This is a genomic window from Rhodococcus marinonascens NBRC 14363, from assembly GCF_001894885.1.
Classification (GTDB): Bacteria; Actinomycetota; Actinomycetes; order Mycobacteriales; family Mycobacteriaceae; genus Rhodococcus_F; species Rhodococcus_F marinonascens.
The window spans coordinates 85,801-108,672 of record NZ_BCXB01000002.1 but is presented as its reverse complement, the minus strand read 5'-3'; the positions used below and the strand labels follow the sequence as shown (position 1 = coordinate 108,672).

General features: G+C 64.9%; 20 protein-coding genes. 11 read left to right on the top strand and 9 right to left on the bottom strand.

Annotation, left to right across the window (positions count from 1 at the left end):
- Positions 1-53 precede the first annotated feature (53 nt).
- From RM2_RS02685 to RM2_RS02675, 3 genes are all read right to left on the bottom strand, one after another.
- Positions 54-788: an SDR family oxidoreductase gene (locus RM2_RS02685; RefSeq protein ID WP_072687303.1), complete on the bottom strand. Its 735-nt coding sequence runs from the start codon at positions 786-788 to the stop codon at positions 54-56.
- A 564-nt stretch (positions 789-1,352) separates the two neighbouring features.
- The gene (locus tag RM2_RS02680; protein ID WP_072687302.1) at positions 1,353-1,583 is read right to left on the bottom strand and encodes a hypothetical protein; all 231 of its coding nucleotides are present in this window, start codon (positions 1,581-1,583) and stop codon (positions 1,353-1,355) included.
- A complete protein-coding gene (locus RM2_RS02675) occupies positions 1,576-2,982 on the bottom strand; it encodes a PspC domain-containing protein (RefSeq protein ID WP_072687301.1) in 1,407 nt (468 codons plus the stop codon). Before RM2_RS02675 ends, RM2_RS02680 begins: the two co-directional genes overlap by 8 nt.
- Positions 2,983-3,132: 150 nt before the next feature.
- Between RM2_RS02675 and RM2_RS02670 the strand changes: the two genes are divergently transcribed.
- Positions 3,133-4,437: an ATP-binding protein gene (locus tag RM2_RS02670; RefSeq protein WP_373863280.1), complete on the top strand. Its 1,305-nt coding sequence runs from the start codon at positions 3,133-3,135 to the stop codon at positions 4,435-4,437.
- Positions 4,438-4,521: 84 nt separating this feature from the next.
- Here the strand turns inward: RM2_RS02670 and RM2_RS02665 are convergent, their stop codons facing one another.
- From RM2_RS02665 to kdgD, 3 genes are read right to left on the bottom strand one after another with little or no spacing between them, the layout of a single operon-like run.
- Positions 4,522-5,730 carry an L-talarate/galactarate dehydratase gene (locus RM2_RS02665; RefSeq protein WP_072687299.1) on the bottom strand — a complete coding sequence of 403 codons (1,209 nt, stop codon included), beginning with the start codon at positions 5,728-5,730 and terminating at the stop codon, positions 4,522-4,524.
- A gap of 50 nt (positions 5,731-5,780) precedes the next feature.
- Positions 5,781-7,412, bottom strand: coding sequence for an aldehyde dehydrogenase (NADP(+)) (locus RM2_RS02660; RefSeq protein ID WP_072687298.1), 1,632 nt, complete (start codon positions 7,410-7,412; stop codon positions 5,781-5,783).
- Positions 7,413-7,414: 2 nt separating this feature from the next.
- Positions 7,415-8,329, bottom strand: a complete 915-nt coding sequence (kdgD, locus tag RM2_RS02655) for a 5-dehydro-4-deoxyglucarate dehydratase (RefSeq protein ID WP_072687297.1) — start codon at positions 8,327-8,329, stop codon at positions 7,415-7,417.
- Between the two features lie 327 nt (positions 8,330-8,656).
- Here kdgD and RM2_RS02650 point away from each other — a divergent pair, with 327 nt between their 5' ends.
- Positions 8,657-10,048 carry an MFS transporter gene (locus RM2_RS02650; RefSeq protein WP_072687296.1) on the top strand — a complete coding sequence of 464 codons (1,392 nt, stop codon included), beginning with the start codon at positions 8,657-8,659 and terminating at the stop codon, positions 10,046-10,048.
- 155 nt (positions 10,049-10,203) lie between these two features.
- Positions 10,204-10,863, top strand: a complete 660-nt coding sequence (locus tag RM2_RS02645) for a response regulator (RefSeq protein ID WP_072687295.1) — start codon at positions 10,204-10,206, stop codon at positions 10,861-10,863.
- A 16-nt stretch (positions 10,864-10,879) separates the two neighbouring features.
- Here the strand turns inward: RM2_RS02645 and RM2_RS02640 are convergent, their stop codons facing one another.
- Positions 10,880-12,088, bottom strand: a complete 1,209-nt coding sequence (locus tag RM2_RS02640; RefSeq protein ID WP_072687294.1) for a serine/threonine-protein kinase — start codon at positions 12,086-12,088, stop codon at positions 10,880-10,882.
- Positions 12,089-12,244: 156 nt separating this feature from the next.
- Between RM2_RS02640 and RM2_RS02635 the strand changes: the two genes are divergently transcribed.
- The 6 genes from RM2_RS02635 to RM2_RS02610 all read left to right on the top strand — a co-directional run bounded on the left by RM2_RS02635 (position 12,245) and on the right by RM2_RS02610 (position 18,439).
- Entirely contained in the window at positions 12,245-13,402 is a 1,158-nt protein-coding gene (locus tag RM2_RS02635) for an RNA-guided endonuclease InsQ/TnpB family protein (RefSeq protein ID WP_072687469.1), read from the top strand.
- Positions 13,403-13,649: 247 nt separating this feature from the next.
- A complete protein-coding gene (gene imuA' / locus RM2_RS02630) occupies positions 13,650-14,468 on the top strand; it encodes a DnaE2-dependent mutagenesis accessory factor ImuA' (RefSeq protein WP_174553817.1) in 819 nt (272 codons plus the stop codon).
- Positions 14,465-16,018: a DNA polymerase Y family protein gene (locus tag RM2_RS02625; protein WP_072687293.1), complete on the top strand. Its 1,554-nt coding sequence runs from the start codon at positions 14,465-14,467 to the stop codon at positions 16,016-16,018. The genes imuA' and RM2_RS02625 overlap by 4 nt, the downstream gene beginning before the upstream one ends.
- 61 nt (positions 16,019-16,079) lie before the next feature.
- Positions 16,080-16,469, top strand: a complete 390-nt coding sequence (locus RM2_RS02620) for a VOC family protein (RefSeq protein ID WP_072687292.1) — start codon at positions 16,080-16,082, stop codon at positions 16,467-16,469.
- A 55-nt stretch (positions 16,470-16,524) separates the two neighbouring features.
- A complete protein-coding gene (locus RM2_RS02615; protein ID WP_373863276.1) occupies positions 16,525-17,286 on the top strand; it encodes an alpha/beta fold hydrolase in 762 nt (253 codons plus the stop codon).
- A gap of 154 nt (positions 17,287-17,440) precedes the next feature.
- On the top strand, positions 17,441-18,439 hold the full coding sequence (locus RM2_RS02610; RefSeq protein ID WP_072687291.1) for a R2-like ligand-binding oxidase: 999 nt from the start codon (positions 17,441-17,443) through the stop codon (positions 18,437-18,439).
- A gap of 15 nt (positions 18,440-18,454) precedes the next feature.
- Here the strand turns inward: RM2_RS02610 and RM2_RS02605 are convergent, their stop codons facing one another.
- A complete protein-coding gene (locus RM2_RS02605) occupies positions 18,455-19,261 on the bottom strand; it encodes an alpha/beta hydrolase (RefSeq protein ID WP_072687290.1) in 807 nt (268 codons plus the stop codon).
- Between the two features lie 118 nt (positions 19,262-19,379).
- Here RM2_RS02605 and RM2_RS02600 point away from each other — a divergent pair, with 118 nt between their 5' ends.
- Together RM2_RS02600 and RM2_RS02595 are read left to right on the top strand one after the other, a co-directional pair.
- A complete protein-coding gene (locus RM2_RS02600) occupies positions 19,380-19,889 on the top strand; it encodes a hypothetical protein (RefSeq protein ID WP_072687466.1) in 510 nt (169 codons plus the stop codon).
- 29 nt (positions 19,890-19,918) lie between these two features.
- On the top strand, positions 19,919-20,791 hold the full coding sequence (locus RM2_RS02595; protein WP_072687289.1) for a ferredoxin family protein: 873 nt from the start codon (positions 19,919-19,921) through the stop codon (positions 20,789-20,791).
- Positions 20,792-20,799: 8 nt separating this feature from the next.
- Here the strand turns inward: RM2_RS02595 and RM2_RS02590 are convergent, their stop codons facing one another.
- Complete coding sequence (locus tag RM2_RS02590; protein ID WP_072687288.1) at positions 20,800-22,845, bottom strand: SDR family oxidoreductase; 2,046 nt, start codon at positions 22,843-22,845, stop codon at positions 20,800-20,802.
- Positions 22,846-22,872: the final 27 nt, after the last annotated feature.

The following is a 22,872-nucleotide window of genomic DNA, read 5'->3' as shown; positions in this document are numbered from 1 at the left end:
CGAGTAAGTTCACACCGCTGGTAGTTCTGCCGGATCGGTTCGCCGCGACATGATCAGAGGGCGGCGAGGTAGTCGTCGAACGATGTTGTGGTCCTCAGATAGTCGCCTTGTGGGATGAGGCCGCCCGTAGCCATCGCTTTCCCAACCTTCCCTGGCATCGTGACCGGTACCACCAGTCGACGCAGATGGCGTGCGGCGACGATCCGGCGTGCCATGTCGACCACCTGCTCCTGCCGCGGCCCGGCAATCGCGAGGGTTCCCCATGCAGGATCCTGCTGCGAAGTCCGCAACAGAAACTTCGCAACGTCGTCGGCGGCAACCGGCTGGCACAGAATCCGTGGAATGGCAATCGCCCGCGACTTCGACGCAAGCAGCGGCTCGGGATACTCGAAGAAGTGTGTCGCACGGACGATTGTCCACGGAACCGCACTGGCGCGCACACGATGCTCCTGTGCGCGCTTCCCGAGGTAGTAGCCGAAGTTGATCGCGTCGATCCCGACGATCGACAGGGTGACGAGATGACCGACGCCCGCACGTTCTGCGGCCGCCACCAGATTCGCTGCCGCTTGCGAGAAGTACCGGACAGCTGGGCGTGCTCGCATCACTGTTTTATTCGATACGTCCACGACAGCATCACATCCCACTAGCGCGGCATCGAGACCGTCACCGGTCATCAGATCAACCCCCGTGGAGCGGGCGATGACTACAGTCTCGACACCTGACTGCCGCGCACGCGCGACGACCTTCGACCCCACCAGCCCGGTTCCGCCAACAACCGCAAGCCTCATGTTCCTCGACTCCTTTCACGCGCCCGGCACCACAATGCGCGGGCAACCGACTATCACTTCATGGACAAGGACGGGGCAGCGCACAGAAAAGTGACACACCGTGTCGTACGTCACCGGTGGGCACCCTCTCCTGGGGTCAACTCCTGATGAGCATCGTCAGTGAGGAGGTGCGGCACATGTCGGGTCATCTCCCAGACAAGGAGCCCTACCTAGTTCAGTCAGCGCCGGCAACCGGAAGCCGAATCGGCGGCGACTTCCGCGATTGCAACCTCGTCCTCCTTACCGAACGTGTCCTCGAGCGTCTCGAGCGTCTCGAGCGTCTCGAGCGTCTCGAGCTCGTAGTCGAGGTCGATCTCATCGACGGGCAGGATCCGGGCGGATTCGATCGCGCCGAGACGTTGTGGCGCATGGTCGGCGTCGTAGTCGAGGAAGTCTTGCGGCGCGATACCGGGGCCAGGCGCGACCGGACCAACGTGCGGGTCGCGGAGATCGAATCCGACCCGGTGAACGATTACTACATCGCAAGAAGTGAGCCGGGCCTCGAGGAGGCAGCCGACGGATCGGCTACTTGCGCCGGCTCGGCGCGAACACGAGCACTACGCCCACCAGGACCGCCACGACCACGAATACCCATCGAAACTCGACGTTGTCCTCCAGCGCGACTGCGAAGGACCGACCGGCGAGCGCCCAACCGCTCACGAACAGGGCAGCCAGACCCGACAGGAGCATGATCACGGACGGCCCTCTCCGCGTCCCGGTGCGGTCGTTGTCCTGAGTGCTCTCGATGTCATCCACGACGTACCTCCACGCTTCCGAACTTGACATCGGCATTGAGGGTCAGGAGATGACCGTCCGCGCCGTCGGCCCCACCGTCGATGCCGTCCGCGAGGCATTGCGAGTCGCCGAACAAGACGGTGCAGTGATTCTCGACGTCCATGGCTGGCGGGAGTATCACTTCGACCTCACCGAATGTTCCGCTGACGTCAACCGTCTTGTCCTCGGTGAGAGTGACATTGGTCAGGTCGAGCGTGAAGCTGCCGAATTTACCGAAGTAGGCGGGCTCGATGCCGGCTGCAGTCACGGGAGTCCAAGTGCGGTCGCCCACGTCCTCGCCGCCCAAGTCCACCGACCCGACGAGCGACGCCAGGACCACGAACCCTATTAGCGGGCCTGCTACGACGAGAAGGCCGTAACCCTTGCGTAGGAAGCCGCCGATCAACATCCCCACGCCCACGACGGCGAGCGCGATTGCACCTATCCGACCTGGGTTCAACCAGTCGGATCCGGTCAGCACCGAGAGCGCGGTCGCCCCGGCTGCGGCGATAATTGCGAGTCCGATTACCACCGTGGTCAGCCGTGAGCGCCGACGCTCTGGTTGAGGTGCGGGAATGGTGTCCTGCGCCGGTTCCGGGAGATCCCAGGCGAATGGGGCCGCGCCGAGCGGATCCCACGCCGGTGGTTGAGGTTCGATTGGTGTGAACGGTACCGAAGGCGGCTCGGTACGAGGGCTGGTGGCCGGGTTCTTCTCGAACGACACCGGATTCGATTCGGCAGCCGCAGGTTTGGCGGTGGCAGAGTTGGCGGGCGCCTCGGCCGAATTTGCATCCGGCGTGGAGGTGGTGCTCGGCATGTAGGCACCTGGGCCGAATTGGTTGGCACTGAATTGGTTGGCGCTGAAGTGACCGGGTGAGAAGCCGGCCCTTGGATATCCGGTGCCTGGATATCCGGTGCCGACGCCAGGGACCCCGGTTTCGGCGGGCAACGGCGGAGGTATTGGTTGCCGCTGGTAGAGCAGCCACAGGCCGCCGAGCATCAGGGCCATGCTGATCACTCCGGAACCGCCGAGGCCGACGCCGATGGGTCCGACGGTGCTCGCGGCGATGGCCAGTGCGACGAGAAGGACGATGGTCTTGGTGCCCGAGTCGGAGCTGTGACCGCGCCCCATCAGCGATTCGGCGGGCGAGGCAGGGTCTCCCGACTTCGTGAGAGTGAGCCAACACGCCAGGTAGAGGAGTACACCGGCACCGCCGAAGACGGTGGACACGACGAAGGCGGCTCGTATCAGTACGGGATCGACTCGGTAGCGGTACCCGATTCCCGTACAGACACCGGCGACGTGTCCGCGGCCCGGTAGCCGCACCGGTCGGGTCCGCCACAGATCCTGCATCTGTTCTTGGAAGCTCCCATTGTTCATACGACCATATTTCCGGTTGTGGGGGTGCGCGTACATCGGGAACTACCCTGATCTTTCGGGGCGATGTGGGTTGCGACACGTCCGGAAGTCAGGGTTGGACCCTGATGCCCGCGACCCGAGAAGCATGCCAGTATCGAGGACATGCAACCTGTGTCGAACGCAGTCGCGGGTGGTGGTGCCCCCGGGACGGTTCCGGTGCCACCCGGCGCTGTTCCCGTGCGACGGCTCGAACGGCGGGCCGGTGGTCGGATCGTGGGCGGCGTCGCCGGTGGTATTGCCGATCATGTCGGGGTCGACGTGATGAAGGTGCGCATCGCCTTCGCCTGCCTCTCGGCGTTCGCGGGCGCGGGGATCTTCGGCTACGGGTTGTTGTGGATCTTCACGGCTGCAGGTTCCGACACGCAGAAGCCCAGCGCTTCCGACCGGCGGAGGGCATACGGCCTGATCGCGATCGGTCTGGCCGGGGCGTCCGCGTTGTCGTGGTTGTTCAGTGGCCGGGTGGGTTCGGTGATCGCTCCGGTCATCGTGGTCGCGGTCGGTGCTGCGCTGGTCTGGCGCGAGTTCGACTCGGAGGGGCCGCGCACCGTCATCGGGTTGCCGCAGCGCCCCACCGTCCTCACCTGGGCGAGGGTCCTGGGCGGAGTGACCCTGATCGTGTCGGGTCTCGGTGTGGTGGTCCTCGCGCAGGTCGACTTCGATGCGCTGCGTTCGTCGTTGCTGGCCGTGTTGGTCACCCTGGTCGGGGCCGGGCTGTTGACCGTGCCTCTGTGGCTACGGCTGTGGCGTGCACTGGGAGCCGAACGGGCGGCCCGCATCCGCAACGACGAACGCGAGGAGATCGCCTCGCACCTGCACGACTCGGTCCTGCAGACTCTGGCCCTGATCCAGAAGCGTTCCGATTATCCGCATGAGGTCGCTCGACTCGCGCGTGGCCAGGAGCGGGAGCTGAGAAAATGGCTGTTCAGTGGGGGAGGCATCGACCATTCGAGTCTCGCGGAGGCGCTGCGGATCATCTCCGGCGAGGTCGAAGATCAGCACAGTGTGACGGTGCGACCGGTGACTGTGGGAGACGTGAGTCTCGACGTCGACGGAACGGGTGAAGGGCTTTCGAAGGAGAGCTTTACGGCGATTCTCGGGGCGACCAGGGAGTCTTTGGTCAACGCGGCCAAGCACTCCGGGGAGACCGAGATAAATCTGTTCGCCGAGGCCGAGCGCGAGCAGGTGAGTGTATTCGTTCGGGATCGCGGTATCGGATTCGACGTCGACGAGGTGCCCCCGGACCGTCAGGGACTCACGAAGTCGATCCGTGCGCGCATCGAGCGTCGCGGCGGAAAAGTTGATGTGCGCTCGACGCCTGGGAAGGGAACCGAGGTTCGGATTCACATGCCGCTCAGCGGGCGGTTCCGACCGGGAGCCAAAGCCTCCGAGGAGCCGGACACCGCCGGTCATGAGTAAGTGCCGTTTCCGGTGGCGGAATACGGCGCCACGTAGGGGCACTGAACGGCGCAGGATGGTTGTTCGCCGCCCAGGGGGCTCGGGCTACCGTCCGAATTCGGCGGTGCCGATCGTCCAGGCGCGGGCCTGGTCGCTGAGGGTGAAACCGAGTCCCGGCCGGCTGGACAGGTGCATGCGGCCGTCGCGGATCTCGAGGTGTTCGTTGAACAGGGGGTCGAGCCAGTCGAAATGCTCGACCCATGCCTCGGTGGGGTAGATCGCAGCGAGATGCAGATGAATCTCCATCGCGAAGTGCGGGGCGAGCTGTAGCTGCTTCTGCTCGGCCAGGGTGGCCAGTTTCAGGAACTGGGTGATGCCACCGATGCGGGGGGCGTCAGGCTGGATGATGTCGACCGCGCAGGCCTCGATCAACCGGACGTGTTCGCCGACGCTGGCGAGCATCTCACCCGTCGCGACAGAGGTGTCGAGACTCCGCGCGAGGTGCGCGTGGCCTTCGGCGTCGTATGCGTCGAGGGGCTCTTCGATCCAGACGAGGTTGAACTTGTCGAAGATCCGGCCCATCCGCATGGCAGTAGGGCGGTCCCATTGCTGGTTTGCGTCGACCATCAGGGGAACGTCGTCACCGAGGTGCTCGCGCACTTTCTCGATTCTGGCGATGTCCTTCTTCCAGTCCGGCTGGCCAACCTTGATCTTGATACCGCCTATACCGCTGGCCAGGGACGCTGATGCGTTGTCTAGAACCTGCTCGATCGGCGTGTGTAGGAATCCTCCGGAGGTGTTGTAGGTTTGTACTGAATCACGATGTGAACCAAGTAGTTTGGAGATCGGCAGGCCAGCACGTTTGGCCTTGAGATCCCAAAGGGCGATGTCGATGGCAGCGATGGCCTGGGTGGCTACGCCACTGCGGCCGACGGAGGCGCCGGCCCAGACGAGCTTGGTCCAGATCTTGCCGATGTCGTTCGGGTCTTCGCCGATCAGGACGGGGGCGACCTCCTGGGCGTGGGCGTACTGGGCGGGCCCCCCGGCGCGCTTGGAGTAGCTGAATCCGATACCTTCATGCCCCTGCTCGGTGCGGATCTCGGCGAACAGGAATGCGACCTCGGTCATCGGCTTCTGACGGCCGGTGAGCACCTTGGCATCACTGATCGCGGTCTCGAGCGGAAGGGTGATCGAGGACAGTGTGATCGACGCGATACGGTCCATGGTGGCTTCACCGGCAGCGAGGGCCTTGATTGCGGCATCGGGTGCGGCCAGGGAGCTGGTCGGCCGGGGTGTAAAGGTGTTGGTGGACATTGGTTCTCCTTCAGGGCGGCGTCGTTGCCGGGTGAGGCCGGGGTGTTCGGTCAGCTCAGTTTCAGAGTGCCGTCGATGCGCCGCCAGATTCCGAGTGGATTGTCGGTGCGCAACTCCGGGGCGAGTAGTTCCTCGGGGACGTTCTGGTAGGCGACCGGGCGCAGGAAACGTTCGACGGCGCGACTCCCGACCGAGGTAGTCGATGGTGCCGAGGTAGCGGGAAACGGTCCGCCGTGCACTATGGCGTGTCCGACCTCTACGCCGGTGGGCCAGCCGTTGAAGAGCACTCGACCGGCGATCAGTTCGAGCCGGTCGACCAATTCGCGAGCTGCCTCGTGATCGGATTCGGTCGCGTGCACGGTGGCGGTGAGCTGGCCCTCGAGCCGGTCGATCAGTTCCGGTACTTGGCCGACCTCCTTGACGCGCACGATCACCGAGGCCGGGCCGAAGACCTCCTCCTGCAGGTGTTGATCGTCGAGGAACTGGTCGGCGGTGGTGACGAACAGCTGCGGCACTCCGGAGCACGCGATTGCCGCGCCATTGTCAGCGCGTGCCACCGACTCGATGTTGTCGTTCGCCGCCAGGCGAGCGACACCGTCGGCGAACGAGGATGCGATGCCTGAGTAGAGCATCGGGGCTGCCGCCGACGCCGCGACAGCGTCGGTGGCTGCACGGATGAAGGCGTCAGCGCCGGGGGCATCTACAAGGAACACCAGGCCGGGGCTGGTGCAGAGCTGTCCAGTCCCAGTGGTCATAGACGCGATGAAATCGCGGCCCAGTTGTTCGGCGGCGATGAAATCGCGGCCTGGTTGTTCGGCGCGATCGGAGAGCGCTCCGGGCAGCACGAAGACCGGGTTGATGCTCGACATCTCCGCGTAGACCGGTATCGGCACAGGCCGTGCCGCCGCGGCGGCGGTCAGCGCAACTCCCGCCTGCCGCGAACCGGTGAACCCCACTGCGCGGACTCGCGGGTCGGTGACCAGGGCGATGCCGACGGTCTGACCGGAGCCGAAGAGTAGGGAAAAAGTGCCTTCGGGGAGGTCGTGCTTCTGTACTGCGGTGCGGATGGCGCGGCCGACCAACTCCGACGTCCCCGGGTGTGCTGAGTGCGCCTTGACGATCACCGGAGCACCGGCTGCCAGGGCTGATGCTGTGTCGCCGCCGGCGACCGAGAACGCAAGCGGAAAGTTGCTGGCCGAGAACACGGCAACCGGTCCGAGTGGCACCTGGCGCTGGCGTAAGTCTGGTTTGGGCAGCGGGGTACGGTCTGGATTCGCTGTGTCCAGGCGGGCCCCCGTCCAGCTACCTTCCCTCACCACTGAGGCGAACATCCGTAGCTGCCCCGTGGTGCGAGCAAGTTCGCCCTGCACGCGCGCGGCGGGGATACCGGTTTCGGCGTTGACTCGATCGATCAGCACGGCCCCGATCTCCTCGATCTCGGCGGCGATCGTTTCGAGGAACGCAGCGCGCTCCTCGAAGCTGGCGTGGCGGTACGTGCCGAATGCCTCCCATGCCAGTGAGGCCGCGCGGTCCACGGCGGCATCGTCCGCCGGAGAGTAGACGGGTTCGAGCTGCGCGCCTGTAGCCGGGTTGGTCGCCTGGAACGGTGTGCCGCAATCTTTCACGTCCACGGAACCGATCAGATTGGCTCCGGTCAGCTCCACGGTGTGTGTGGATGTCATGATCAGCTCACCCTCTTGATCAAGTTGGTCAGCTCGCCGCGCTCGATGTCGTCGAGGTCAGTCAGGGGGCTGCGCACAGGCCCGGCGGGCCGGCCCACGACCTTCATGCCGGCCTTGATGATGCTTACCGCGTATCCAGGCTTGCGGTTGCGGAGATTGCAGTACGGGATGACGAACTCGTTGAGCGCGTTGATCACGAACGCGGTGTCGCCGCGGCGCAGTGCCGCGTAGAAGTCGAGGGCGAACTGCGGGACGAAGTTGTAGATCGCCGACGAGTAGGTGGTCACCCCGAGCGCCAGGTACGGGAGGGCGAACATCTCCGCGGTCGGGAGCCCACCGATGTAGGTCAGCCGGTCGCCGATACCCGCGTAGATCCGCGTCATCTGCTCGATGTCGCCCACCCCGTCCTTGAATCCGACGAAATTGGGGCAGCTGTCGGCGAGTTCGGCGACGGCGGCTTCGGTGTAGACGGCATTGGCGCGGCTGTAGATGGTGACACCGAGTCCGGTCGCGGCGCAGACCTGTTTGACATGCGCGACCAACCCTTCCTGACTGGCCTCGGTCAGATAGGGCGGGAGAAGCAGGATGCCATGGGCGCCGACGCGTTCGGCAGACCGGGCCATCTCCACGGCGGTCGCGGTGCCGTAACCGGCCGGGGCTATCACCGGCAGACCGTCGGGTGCCTCCTGGACCGCGGCGGTGACAACTTGCTCGACCTCGGTGGGGGTGAGCGAGAAGAATTCGCCGGTGCCGCCGGCGGCGAACAGTCCGGCGGCGGTGTACTGGCCAAGCCATGCGATGTTCTCGCGGTAGGCGGCCTCATCGAATGCGCCGTCATCGCTCAGGTGGGTGACAGGGAACGACAGCAGACCGGAGCCCAGCTTGCTTGCGACTTCCTGAGGCGAGGCGTTGGGCATGGTGAATCGGTCTCCTGTTCGACGGTCTTGCTTGTGCTGTGCACTTGGTCGCAACTTGTGCTGTGCACTTGATCGCAAGGGTACGAACTCGGGATCATTCAGGTCCAACACTCTTTATGGATTATCTAATACGGAAAAGGTATCAACGCTCCCTGTCGGGTTATTGCGCAACAGTTCGCAACTGATACCTATTTTGGATCATCTGATATGAAAATCGGCTTGGACGCGCATTCATCATCGTAGGTAGATTCTGATCCGCTCACGAATGTGACTCGGGACTCTGCCCATTCGTCGACGTAATTGCCAGCCCTTCGAAGGAGTCGCGTCATGACAATCAGCCGGCCGGTCGAGAAATCGACCAGCGCCTCGACGCTGAATACAGGCAAGGTCCGCTTCACGATCCTGGCGATGATCTTCGCGGTCACCGTGATCAACTATGCCGACCGGGCAACGATTTCCATCGCCGGCGATGCGATCCAGGAAGAGTTCGGCATCAGTTCGGTCACCCTCGGCTACATCTTCTCTGCCTTCGGCTGGTCGTATCTGATCGGGCAGATACCTGGTGGCTGGCTCCTCGACCGCTACGGCTCCAAGAAGGTCTACGGCTGGGCTCTGGTCACCTGGTCGTCATTCACCGTCATGCAGGGGTTCCTCGGAAGCTTCAGTATGGGCACAGCGGTCGGCCTGTTGTTCTTGCTCCGCTTCCTGGTCGGCTTGTCCGAGGCCCCGGCCTTCCCGGGTAATTCGCGGATCGTCGCCGCCTGGTTTCCGACCAAGGAACGCGGAACCGCCGCAGCAATTTTCAATTCGGCGCAGTACTTCTCGACCGTGATATTTGCCCCGATCATGGGGTGGCTCGTCACCGCGTGGGGCTGGGAACATGTCTTCACCGTCGTGGGCGGTATCGGTATCGCCCTCGGCCTGGTCTGGATGAAGGTCGTCTACAGCCCCCGCCGGCATCCGCGGCTGAAGAAGCCGGAATTCGAGTACATTCAGGCCGGCGGTGCACTCGTCGACATGGACGAGCCCGGAGAGAAGAAGAACGTCGGATCCGATCAGCTGCGCTACGTGAAGCTGTTGCTCACGAACCGGATGATGCTCGGGGTGTTCGTCGGTCAGTTCTTCATCACCACCATCACCTGGTTCTTCCTGACCTGGTTCCCGGTCTACCTGGTCCAGGAACGCGGTATGACGATCCTTCAGGCCGGCTTCATCGCCGTACTTCCCGCTATCTGCGGATTCGTCGGTGGCATCAGCGGTGGCGTCATCTCCGATGCCCTCATGCGCCACGGCTGGTCCCAGACCAAGGCCCGCAAGACCCCGATCATCACGGGGTTGCTGCTGGCAGCCGTCATCATCGGCTGCAATTATGTGGATGCATCCTGGTTGGTCATCACCCTGATGTGTGTGTCGTTCTTCGGCAAGGGCCTCGGAGCCCTGGGCTGGGCAGTCATGGCTGACGCCTCACCCAAGGAAATCGCCGGACTCGGTGGTGGGGTGTTCAACACCTTCGGCTCCGTCGCCGCCATCACTACGCCTATCGTCATCGGCTACATCGTCGACAGTTACGGCTCATTCGATCTCGCTCTCGTCTACGTCGGGGTGTGCGCCATGCTGACCGTCGTCTCCTACGTCTTCGTCGTCGGCCCGATCAAACGTCTCGACCTCACCGAAATGCAAGCCCGCGCCGACGAGAAGCGCGCCGCCAAGCAGAGCTGACCCCCGCACTCACCGCCATCACATGGCCCTGTTGCCCGGCATCTCCGGACAACAGGGCCATGTCGCATTACGGGGTCGACCCCGAATGTCCTGGATCCCTGCGTCCGTCACCTAGAGTGGGTTGACCATGCCGCCCACGCCGAGGAACAGCCGCAGTGACTTTGCCTGAAACACCCCCGTACCGTGTCTTTCTCGTCGATGATCATGCCGTTTTCCGGTCGGGTGTCCGCGCCGAACTCGGAAGGGAAGCCGACATGGAGGTGGTGGGTGAGGCCAATGGTGTCGCGGAGGCGGTGTCTGGGATCAACGCCACCGCGCCGCATGTCGTGCTGCTCGACGTCCATATGCCCGATGGTGGCGGCGTTGCGGTGTTGAGGGGTATCGAGTCGGGCCCGGTGTGCCTGGCGCTGAGTGTGTCCGACGCCGCCGAAGACGTGATCGCGGTGATTCGGGCGGGCGCCCGCGGATACGTGACCAAGTCGATCTCCGGCGTCGAACTGGCCGACGGCGTGCGCCGGGTCGCCGGTGGTGACGCCGTGTTCAGTCCGCGGCTCGCGGGTTTCGTGCTGGACTCGTTCACCGGACGTTCGAATGTCCCTGAACCGCAACTGGATCCGGAGCTGGATTCATTGACGCCGCGGGAGTTGGAAGTTCTGCGCCTACTTGCCCGGGGCTATACGTACCGGGAAATTGCCGAAGAACTGGTGATTTCGGTGAAGACGGTCGAAACCCACGCGTCCAACGTGCTTCGGAAGACGCAGCAGTCCAACCGGAATGCGCTCACGAGGTGGGCGCACCGCCGCCGGATCGACTGACCCGGCCACTTCGTCGTCAGGGCTGGGTCAACAGGACGATCACAGCCACGAGTGCGGCCAGGATCAGGATCACGACCATGACCCCCATGGCGATCGGCGCCCACGCCACCACCTGATCGCGGACGCTGGGTACAGGCGAGCCCGGAGCCGGTTTGGCCGGTCGCGGCGGCCACTGCAATCGGCCCAGCGGACGGGGCACGCTCGTCAACGGGGTGCTTTGCTGCACCGCGGGCAACCCGGCCTGGGTGGAGCCCACCAGTTTGTTGCGCCTACGTGAATCGGGCAACAGTGTAGAGCGATGGGCCCATGACGGAATCGTGCCGTCCGCGGAATAGACGGGCGAGCCTACGAGATGGGCGATATTACCGTCCCCGGCCATCGCCACACGGGCCAGAGCGTCTCGGGCCTCGGCCATCGTGGGACGGCGAACCGGGTCGGGTTCGAGCAGGTGCAGCAGGGTATCGGTCAGTGGGCCGGCCTTGCTCGGACGGTAGATCTCGGCCTTCGCGACCCGGTGTAGGAGGGCGACGGAATCGGAGTCGACACCGAACGGTGGTTGCCCTTCCACAACCGTGTAGAGCGTGGAACCGAGGGAGAAGACGTCGCTGGCTTCTGTCGGGTCCTGTCCGCGTGCGACCTCGGGGGAGAAGTACGCGGGGGTTCCGGTGATGACCCCGTTCGTGGCGTCTGAAAAATCGCCCTTGGCGCGGGCGATGCCGAAGTCGCTGATCTTGACGGTGCCGAGTTCCCGGCCGCGGTCGGCGACGAGGATGTTGCCCGGCTTGATGTCACGGTGCACGATTCCTGCGGTGTGCGCGGCCGTGAGCGCGTCGGCTACTTGCGCACCGATCTGTGCGACCTCGAGTGGGGGCAGTGTCTCGGCGATGTTCATCGCCTGAGCGAGGCTGCGGGACGGCAGGTACTCCATGACCAGCCAGGGTTCCCCCGCTTCGAGTGCCACGTCGTACATCGCGATGGAATGGTTGTGGGCGAGTTTGGCGGCGTTGCGCCCTTCTCTCATGGTGCGCTCGCGTACGCGTCGTGCTTCGTCGGGGGCGAGTCCGGCCGTCGTGATGACCTGTTTGACGGCGACGTCGCGGTGCAGCAGGGTGTCCCGCGCGAGCCAGACCGCACCCATTCCGCCGCCGCCGAGTTTGGATCGCAAACGATATCTTCCGGCCACCAGGTAGTCGGGTCCGATGCCCCTTTCGCTCTGCTGCTCCATCACCGAATGCCGCCCGAGAAGCCCCTGGCTTCAGCCGCGGGGAGGTAAGGGCGGCTATACGTTTCTCGGGGCATGTTTTCGGAACCTCCATTTGTGGTGAAATCTTTTGTGGGAGTGGACGATAATGGTGCGCGCGGTGCGGTAGAGTTCCGCACTGTGACCGAGGTCGTGCGCTACACCTATCGGTTGCGCCCTGGTGCGCGAGCCGAGAGCGCACTGCAGGGCGAATGGCATCGTTGCCGGTTCCTGTGGAACGAAGCAGTCCACCAACACCAGCCCGGGCGGAAGCCGACGTTCGGGAAACTGTGCAAACTGCTTACCGCCGCACGTGGTCGAAGTGGCTGGCTCGAGTCCGGCTCCCAGGTCGCACAGCAACGAATGCTCTGCACTTACGGGCTGGCCCTCGGCCACTCCTTCACGGTGAAGGGCCGCGGAAGGCCGGCGTTCAAAGCCCGTAGGAAGACTTTGCCGTCGCTCGGGTACACCACCCGCGGATTCTGCATCCGTGAGCGGCGTCTGGTGTTGCCGAAGGGTGTCACCATCCCGGTGGTGTGGTCCCGCGGGCTGCCGTCCGACCCGACCAGTGTCCGGGTGTATCAGGACAGCCTCGGGCACTGGTACGCCTCCTTCGTGGTGCGGCGCGACACCGAACCGGCCCCCGACGCGGACCCGGACAGCGGTCTCGGTATCGATTGGGGTGTGTCGACCACGGCGACCGCCACCGACAGCGCCTACGACCTGCCGTCTCTCGGGCATCGGAAGCGTTGCGCCGCCGAGTTGGCCAAGGCGCAACGGAAGATGGCGAGACGGCACAACGGGAAACGCGGCCCCCAAACCGGCGGATACGTGCGGGCCAGGCGTGCGGCGGCGACACTGCACAAGAAAGCCACCCGACAGACTCGGCACGATTCTCGGGTGTGGGCGAAGCGGGTGGTCGATCATCACGACTTGATCGCCGTGGAGGACTTCAAACCCACCTTTCTGGCGAAGTCCACGATGGCACGCAAGGCGGCGGATGCTGCGGTGGGTGCGGCGAAACAGGAATTGATCGAGCGTGGCAGGCGGGCCGGCCGGAGGGTGGTGTTGGTGCGGCCCTGGTATACGACGATGACGTGTTCGAGTTGCTTCGCGAGAGCCAAGCAGCGACTCGAACTGTCGGAACGAACTTTCCGATGCACGGCCTGCGGGTTTACTGCGGGTAGGGATTGGAACGCTGCCAGGGTGATCCTGGCTGTGGCAGAACGGGGCCACACAAGTGTTGACGACGTCAGACATGTGCGGCCTTCCTCCGGGTTGGTTGTGTGTGCGGTCTGAGCTTGGAATCCCCCGGCTTCAGCCGTGGGGAACTGTTAAGCGTTCAGGTTAGTGGAGCGGGCGCCGAATGTGCGATGGTCCTGACCTCTGGCGATTCGGGGCACACTTGACGGGCCTCCACCGACCGGCTTTACTGAAACATATTCGAAAATATGTTCGAATAATGCGTTTGTTCGAGCCGCGCCTTCCCCGTGGTTGCCGACCGTTGTTGGTGTCGAGTGTCAGGGGTGTCGAGTTGGCTGAAGAAGTGGCCGGCGAGCCAGAGTTTCCCGAACTATCCGAGTTGTCGGGTTTATCCCGGCAGGAGCGTCTGGATTACCTCAGACAGCGGATGGCGGCCGTTCCTGCCCGCGGCGAGTCCGTGTCCGTCCGCCTCCCTGTAGAGAACTCGTTTCCCGCGACTCCTGATTCCCACGTTGTCGGGGTACTCCCGGTTCCGGCGGCACTGGCCGCACTTCTTCCCCGGCGCGGGCTGGCACGCGGTTCAGTGGTGTCGGTTTCGGGTGCTACCTCACTCCTCCTGGGACTGGTCGCGTCCGTGACCGCGGGCGGTGGCCACGTCGCGGTGATCGGGCACCCCCGGCTCGGGATACTGGCAGCCGTCGAGATGGGTGCGCGGCTTGAACGGTTGGCCCTGATCCCCGACCCCGGCGCCGACCCGGTGGAGATTGCCGCGGTGCTGCTGGACGGAATGGACCTGGTGGTGCTCGGACTGGGAGGGATGTCGGTGGCGCCGTCCAGGGCGCGCGCGGTGGTGGCTCGGGCTCGGAGCAAGGGTTCGACCCTGGTCGTCACCGACGGGTACTGGGACGGTGCGGAGATGCGACTGGATGCCCGGGTCTGCGGTTATGCCGGATTGGGAAACGGATCCCAGGACCGGGGATGCGGGCGGTTGCGTTCCCTCAGCCTGACGGTATGTGCCAGGGGGCGGTCGTTCCAGCCGCGCACCACCAGGCTGGACGTGGGGTCGGAGCAAGGACGGGTGGAGTGGGTGGGTGCTCCGGAACCGGTGGTCGCGCTCGAGGCCGGTCCCATCGCGGAACCGACGGCGGTGGTGGGACTGTGAGCCGGGTGCTGGCGTTGTGGTGTCCCGACTGGCCCGCGGTCGCGGCGGCCGCCGCCGCCGCCCTCCCACCGACTTATCCGGTGGCGGTGACGTCGGGCAATCGGGTGATCGCCTGTTCGGCACCGGCCAGGGCGGACGGAGTGCGCCGTGGCCTGCGCCGGCGAGAGTCCCAGGCGCGGTGTCCACGGTTGCACGTGGTGACCGCCGATCCCGGCCGGGATGCGAGGTTGTTCGAACCGGTGGCCTCCGCAGTCGACGCGGTGGCACCTGGTGTCGAAGTGTTGCGTTCCGGTCTCGTGGTGCTCTCGGCCCGCGGTGTTGCCCGGTATTTCGGTTCTGAGGAAGCCGCTGCGGAACGGTTGGTGGACCAGGTGTCGACAGTGGGAGTGGAATGCCAGGTCGGTATCGCGGATCAGCTGTCCACGGCCGTGATCGCCGCGCGCAGAGCGGCACTCGTGCCCTCCGGCGAGGGAGCAAACTTTCTGGCGCCGCTTCCGATGCGGGAACTGGCGGACGAGCCGAGCCTTGCGGCACCCCACCGCGGCGAGTTGGTCGACCTGCTGCATCGACTCGGGCTGCGCACCATCGGCGCCTTCGCCACGCTGTCGGCAGGTGATGTGGCTTCGCGGTTCGGGACCGATGCAGTGCTGGCACATCGGGTTGCACGAGGTGAGCCGGAGCGTCCACCGTCGGCGAGGTCGTTGCCTCCCGACCTGGAAGTGGAGGAGCACTGCGATCCGGTGATCGACCGGGTCGATGCCGCAGCCTTCGCGGGGCGTGCGTTGGCGGAAAAACTTCACCACACGTTGTCGGACTCCGCGGTGGCCTGCACTCGGCTATCGATATCGGCGATTACTGGAAACGGTGAGCAACTGTCCCGGATCTGGAGATGCGCGGAACCGTTGACCCCGGAAGCGACCGCCGACCGGGTGCGGTGGCAACTGGATGGGTGGCTGACCGGACGCAGCGAGAAGCGGCCCACCGCCGGGATCGCCGTCCTGAGGCTCGAGCCGGTGGAAGTGGTGGCAGCGTGTGCCCTGCAGTTGGGACTGTGGGGTGGAGTCGGAGATCAGGACGAGCGGGCCCGTCGGGCTCTGGTGCGAGTGCAGGGACTGCTCGGCGGGGAAGCCGTGCAGGTGGGTGTCCTCAGCGGTGGGCGCGGGCCAGCGGAGCGCATCACACTACTGCCGTTGGGAGACGAATTGATTCCCCGCAACGACCCGTCGGAGCCGTGGCCGGGCACGCTGCCCGAACCGGCGCCTGCCGCAGTGCCGACGGCGAATCCCGAGGTGTGGATGGCGGACGAGCGGGGTACGGCAGTGACAGTGACGGAACGGGGTGTGTTCAGCGCTTCTCCCGCACGGTTGCGGTGGGGACGCCAAGAGTGGACGGTGTGCGGGTGGGCCGGACCGTGGCCGGTGGACGAGTGGTGGTGGGATCCTGCGGCCACTCGGACGGCGGCCAGGGCTCAGGTGCTGTTGGAGGAGTCGCGGGCGCTCCTGGTGATCTGCACGGAAGGGCGCTGGTCGGTGGAGGGAATCTATGAGTGAGGAATGCAGATTCGCCACAGCTACGCCGCCGGACCGTGGCATAACTCGAAGGGGTTTGAGCGTGATGATTTCTTTCAACCACACCATCGTTGCCGCCAAGGACAAGCAGGAGTCGGCGACGTTCTTCACTACCTTGTTCGGGCTGCCGGACGCCGCGCCCGTCGGCCACTTCCTAGCTGTCGCGCTGTACAACGGAGTGTCTCTCGACTTCATGGATTCGTCTGATGATTTCCCGCCGCAGCATTACGCCTTCCTTGTCGGTGAGGACGATTTCGATCGGATCTACGGACTGATCGTCGAGTGGGGTCTCGACCACTGGGCTGATCCGCGGCAGACACTGCCGGGCGCCATCAACACCAACGACGGCGGGCGTGGCGTTTACTTCCTCGACCCGTCCGGGCACTTTCTGGAGATCATCACCCGCCCGTATGGGTGGGCCGATAGCCCGTAGGTGGTTTCCGCCGCCGCTACTCTGGGTTCTCGTGTACACGAGCAGGATTACCCCGATGCAAACCGGCATCGACATCGCCTACTGGGACAGTGAAGACCTCCCGGTATCGAACTTTGGTGACGCCCATCCCGTTCCCGTCGTCCTCGTGCACGGGATGGGCGGTGACGGTGGAACCTGGGATCGATTCGCCCGAGCCCTCATCGACCGCGGGCGCCGCGTCATCGTCCTCGACTTGCGGGGGCACGGGCGCAGCGCACGGGCTTCGTCGTATCTGTTCGAGGAATTCGGTACCGACGTCGTCGAGGTGTGTGACAACCTCGGGATGGCCCGGGTCGATCTCGTCGGGCATTCGCTCGGTGGCCATGCTGCGTCGCTCGCCGCGCAGGTCCGACCCGCGCTGGTTCGCCGGATGGCGATCGAGGAGGCCCCGCTTCCTCTGCGTCCGGGAGATCCGGAGCAGATCTTCGTGCACAGGCTGCCGTCGCCCTCGGAACTATGGCACGCGGCGACGAGCCTGATCCGTCACCCTCGGGCCGCGATCACCTTCGATCGCTCGATGACGGCCTCCGCGCTGGAGCAGTTCCGCCGTCCGGATCCGTTGTGGTGGGACAGGTTGCCGCAGATCGAGGCCGACACACTGATCCTGCGTGGTGGTCCGGGCGGAATGGTCGATCCCCGCAAGCTCGAGTCGGCGGTAGCGGCGATACCGAAGTGTCGGGTGGTGGTTTTTCCCGGCGGGCACAGCATCCACCGCGACCGCTACGACGAGTTCGCAGCGGTGGCACTGCCGTTTCTGATGGACCACGAGTTGCGCTGACAAAAAGTTGGCAATTGTAAACCTCGCGGGGGTGGACTGGACTAGCGTGGATGGCAAGGCGGGGGCCCGGAACACAACGGTTGCTGCCGCAGGATGAGCACCTGAAATTGCAGGCGTTCGATGACGTGTCTGCACGTCGGAAAGAAGGCTCACGATGTCGACAATTATGCCCGGACGACCCCACGCGCCCGGTCGGGAGGGATTCAGTTCGCTCCGGTCAGGCGGGCTCAACTGGGACGCCTTTCCGTTGCGACTGTTCACGAAGGGCAATGCCAAGTTCTGGAACCCGTCCGACCTCGACTTCAGTCGGGAAGCGGAGGACTGGGAGGGGCTCAACAGTGAGCAGAAGCGCAGCTCCACGTTCCTGTGCGCGCAGTTCATAGCCGGCGAGGAAGCGGTCACCGAGGATATTCAGCCGTTCATGAAGGCGATGGCCGCGGAGGGCCGGTTCGGCGACGAAATGTATCTGACCCAGTTCTGTTTCGAGGAGGCCAAGCACACTCAGGTGTTCCGGTTGTGGATGGACGCGGTCGGTCTGACGCAGGACCTACACCCCTTCGTCGCTGACAATCCGTACTACCGGCAACTGTTCTACGAGGAATTGCCGGGGTCGCTGGCGGTGCTCGAGACCGATCCCAGCCCGGCCAATCAGGTGCGGGCCAGCGTGACCTACAACCACGTCATCGAGGGAAGCCTCGCGCTCACCGGTTACTACGCGTGGCAGAAGGTGTGCACGACGCGGGGAATCCTGCCCGGAATGCAGGAGCTGGTCCGCAAAATCGGCGACGACGAACGACGTCACATGGCCTGGGGCACGTTCACGTGTCGTCGGCACGTGGCGGCCGACGACAGCAACTGGGGTGTGGTCCAGGAGCGGATGGCGGAGTTGATGCCGATGGCGTTGGGCATGATCGACTGGGTAAACAAGCAGTTCGAGGTTCAGCCGTACGGGCTCGACGAGCAGGAGTTCCTCGACTACGCCGCTGACCGGGCGCAGCGTCGGCTCTCGGCGATCGAGTCCGCGCGTGGACGCCCGATTCAGGAGATCGACCTGGATTACTCACCCGAGGTACTCGAAGAGCGATTCGGTGAGGAGGATGCCAAAGCGCTGTCCGAGGCCGTCGCTGAGGCTGAGGCCGTGGCTGAGGGCTGATGGGTTGTGGGCGCCTCACTCTGCGGTGGCGCCCACGTTCTTCTTCGCAAGCCACGACAAGGTGTGATCGGCGATCTCGCGCCACCCGTGATCGATGACCAGCGAGTGGCCTCGGTCGTCGAATACCTTGTACTCGTTGACCGTCGACGCCTTCCGGTATCGGTTGAACGAACTCCGCGAGCTCGCCTCCGGCACAGCCTTGTCTTCGCCGCCGCCCACGATGAGCAGCGGACCGCGGTCTGCGGTGACGTCGACCGCGGTGGGGCTGTGTGGGAAGAAGTTGGCGGAGGCGGCTTCGAATAGAGGTCTGCCGGGCGCCGGGATCACGTAGCGGTCGTGGAGCGCGTCGGATTCGCGCACTGGTATCGCGTTGCCGAACATGCTCTGGAACGAATTTTTCGAATGAATGTGGGTGCCAAGGTAGTTCGATGGATTTGACACAACGGGAAGAACGCCCAGCAGCTGCGTCAGCGGCAGTCGGATCACTCCCTTCATCTGGGCCGGATCGATCGCGACCGCGGCGGAGGCCAGCTTCCGGCCTAGCAGTTTCTGTGCGACGAGGCCCCCGAACGAGTGGCCGACGACCACCGGCGCGGCGCTCAGTTCCGCGATCGCCGCCGCGAAATGATCCGTGATTTCCTCTACTCCGAGGCCACCGATCGGGCCGGGGTTCGCACGAGTGTCGGCGACGGTTGGCCCGTCTCCAGGCCAGCCGGGATTGTGTGGCTCGTAGCCGTTCTCACGGAAGAGTTCGACCCACGGGTCCCAACTGCTGCTGTGTAGCCACAGTCCGTGGATGAAGACGACGGGAATGCTCGTCATGTTCGGTCCTCCGCTTCGTTCGCGCCTGGTGGGTCTCAGGAATCATCGTCGCCCACCGGTGAGCGTGCGTCCAGGAAAGACAGCCGGAACCCAGAACGGAGGATGGCAGGATCAGCTCATGGCCCTCACCGCGCTCGATCGCAAGCTCATCGCCTGGTCTGCGACATTCGTGATCTCGCAGGTCAACATCGCCCGGCTGTTGGGGCCGGTGGCCCGCCGGGTTTGGGAAGTGCAGACCGCGACGTCTGCGCGGGCGTACCGCGACATTCTCGACAAGATGGACGAGGTCGAGACCGCGCGGTACAAGAGTCACTACTACCCCGACTTCGTCCACCCCTTCGTCTATGCGGTGGCGTTGCGCACAGGCGCGCGGCGCCTGGCCGAGCTGACCCCGCTATCGCCCACGACGCAGACGGTACTGGCGGTGGCACCGGTGATCTCCGCGGCGGGGGATTACGCCGAGAACGTGGTGGGTCTGCATCTGCTGTCAAATCGGGACCACATCACCGACGCGGCGGTTCGCGCCACGACGGCGGTCAGCGTCACCAAATGGGTGCTCGCGCTCTGCACGCTCAGCTATCTCTCCCAGGGGTTTGTGCGGGTCTGGGCGAGGAAGCTGCAGGGCTGACCGACTATCGCGACTGACACAATGGTCTGGTGACTGATCCGATCACCTGCTCCGCCTTGTCTGCGAAGGACGAACCACTGGCGGGTACCGCCGTGCACGTCACGGGCTGGGTGTGCCTGGAGTTCCCGGGCGCGTGGGGACGGGACGTGCTCGACGGCGCGGCGCTCGGGCCGGACCTCGCTCGGGAACTCGACGCCCGCGCCGACGCTGCGGGAGTGCGGATCATGTTCATTCGAAGACCGGGCCGCAGCACGGCAGCCCCGCAGCGGCGACAGGTGCTGCTGGCGCAGTCGCATCCGGTGCGGTCCTGGTGCGAGCGGCTCGAGATCGGTACACCTGCCGACCTCCTCGACCTGGATTTCGGTCTGGTTTCCGGGACCGCGCCGGGTCTCGGCACGCCGGTGACCGACCCCACCGTCCTGGTGTGTGCGCACGGAAAGAGGGATCAGTGCTGCGCAGTGGTCGGGCGCCCGGTCGCCGCGGAATTGGCTGCGGAGTTCGGCGCCGCGGTGTGGGAATGCTCGCACACCGGAGGGCATCGCTTTGCGCCCTCGATGATCCTGTTACCGACGGGCTACACCTACGGCAGGCTGTCGGCGCAGCAGAGCCTCGACGCGGTCCGCGCCGCGGCCCGGGGTGAGGTCTACCAGGCCGGACTCCGGGGCCGAAGCTCATGGGACGCCAGGGGGCAGGTGATGGAACTTGCCGTCCGGGAATTGTGCGATGCTGCGCCGGACGAGCTGACAATTGAGCCGAATTCCGTTGTCGCCCATAGAGACGGACGTCGTTGGGTCGTCGGCCTGGAAGAGCGGGAATTGTCGCCCCGGCCGGTGAGTTGCGGGGCTGCGCCGAAACAAATGCACTCCGTCGTCGCCACCGAGGTCCGCGTGCTCACGTCCTGAACCGGTGATCACCAATGTGCGCCGGGCACTAGCCTGCCGATCTGGCGTGCGGCACGCCCCAACACAGACGGCTTGTTGTCGTTGTGCTCCCTGACCGACTGGCCGTCTGGGTGTTTCTCGGCCGACTCGCCGTCTTGATCCTCGGTGCGCGGCGGGCCCGGTGCCGCGTCCGTCGTGACCTCTCCTCTCGCCGCCTGTGAATCCGGGAACATGCGATACACCTGATGCATCAGGCGGTCCTTGGTGGCGGGTGTGAAGAGTTGGCCGAATTCACCGAGGGTGCCGACCGGGACGTCGATACGTTTGGGACGTTCGATCAGCGCCCGGACGACCATCGCCGCCGCCCTTTCCGGTGACATGCTGGGTCCGTCGTTGTAGTGGCTCGTGGGGGTGATCATCGGTGTCTTGACCAGCGGCATATGGATGGTAGTGAATGTGATTCCATCCGAGAGAGTTTCGGAGGCCGCAACATCGGTGAAGCCATCGAGAGCCGATTTGCTGGCGATGTAGGCAGAAAATCGAGGTGTCGCGAACTGCACTCCGGCGCTGCTGATATTGACTATGTGGCCGAATCGTCGTTCACGCATCTGCGGCAGAAACGCGAGGACGAGGCGCACTGCGCCGAAGTAGTTGACGGCCATCGTGCGCTCGAAGTCGTGGAGTCGGTCCGTCGAGCGGTAGAGGCTGCGCCGGATCGACCGTCCGGCGTTGTTGACCAGCATGTCGACGTGATCGTGTTCGGTGAGAATGGCTTCGACGGCGCGTTCTACTGCCGCGTCGTCGGTGATGTCACAGGGGTAGCCGAAGGCCTCACCACCCGCCTCGCGGATCTCCGCCACCACGGACCGGAGTTCCTCGGTGCGCCGGGCGAGGAGGATCACCGTTGCGCCCTCGAGAGCCGTCGCAATCGCGGAACTCCGGCCGATTCCGGACGACGCGCCCGTGATCACGACGTGTCGGCCCATCAGGGGGCCGTCCGGGTGCGAACGACGCGCCCGGTCCGGATCCAGGTGCTCGATCCAGTACGTCCACAGCTTGTCGGAGTAAGACGCGAAGTCTGGAACTTCGATGCCAGTGTCGCGCAATGCGTCCCGGGTGGCATCGCTTGCGAACACTGTAGGCAGCGTCATGTTCTCGACGAGAGCAGGTGGAATTCCTAGCCCACGAAGTGCCAGCTTCCGGCCGGTTTCGAGGGCTGGGTGCGGGGTGGGTGTGAGGAACGAGCGGACGAGTCCGCCCGGCAGGCCGGCGGCGGGATGTGGGGCGTCGGCGGCCTTGGCGAGCGCGGCGTAGATCTCCCGGACCGGCTGTGGGCGCGGATTGACGAGATGGAAAGTTTGGCCGTCCCGTCCCGGCGCTGCCATCAACTCCACGATGGCCGCCGCCACGTAGTCGACCGGAACTAGGTTGACCGACCCGATCCTGGGGACGGCCACGGGCAGCGCCTCAGGGAGTTTCGCGAGGGCTGCGATCGCGGGGAACAGATAGTACGGTCCGTCGATCTTGTCCATCTCGCCTGTGACCGAACTGCCGACCACCATGGACGGGCGGTAGATGCGCCGACGCAGGTCTCGAGCCTCGCGGACCAGTTTCTCCGCCTCGAACTTCGTGCGGTGATACGCGGTGGGAAGGCTCTGGCCGAGATCGAAATCTCGTTCGGTGAACCGGCCCGGGTGGTCTCCCGCGACGGCGATGGATGAGACGTGATGCAGGGTGGCATCGAGTTGCCGCGCCAGAGCAATCACCGAACGAGTGCCGTCGACGTTCGTGGTGGCCTGCTCGTCACCGGCCGTGAGGTCGTAGATCGCGCCCAGGTGCAGCACGTGGTCGGCGGCGGGTGCCGTCATGATCCCGAGGCCCGGTTCGGTGAGATCGCCGATCAGGGGATGTACACGTTCGCCGCCGGGCATGCCGTCGACGAGCGTCTGCAGTCGCGCGGTGGACGCGGGGCGGACGAGCACGTGGACCTCAGCGGTGGCATCACGGTCGAGGAGCAGGGGCAGCACGTGGCGACCCAGGAATCCGGTTCCACCGGTGACGAGATAGGTGACCATCCTCCCATCCTTACTCCAAAGTCGTCA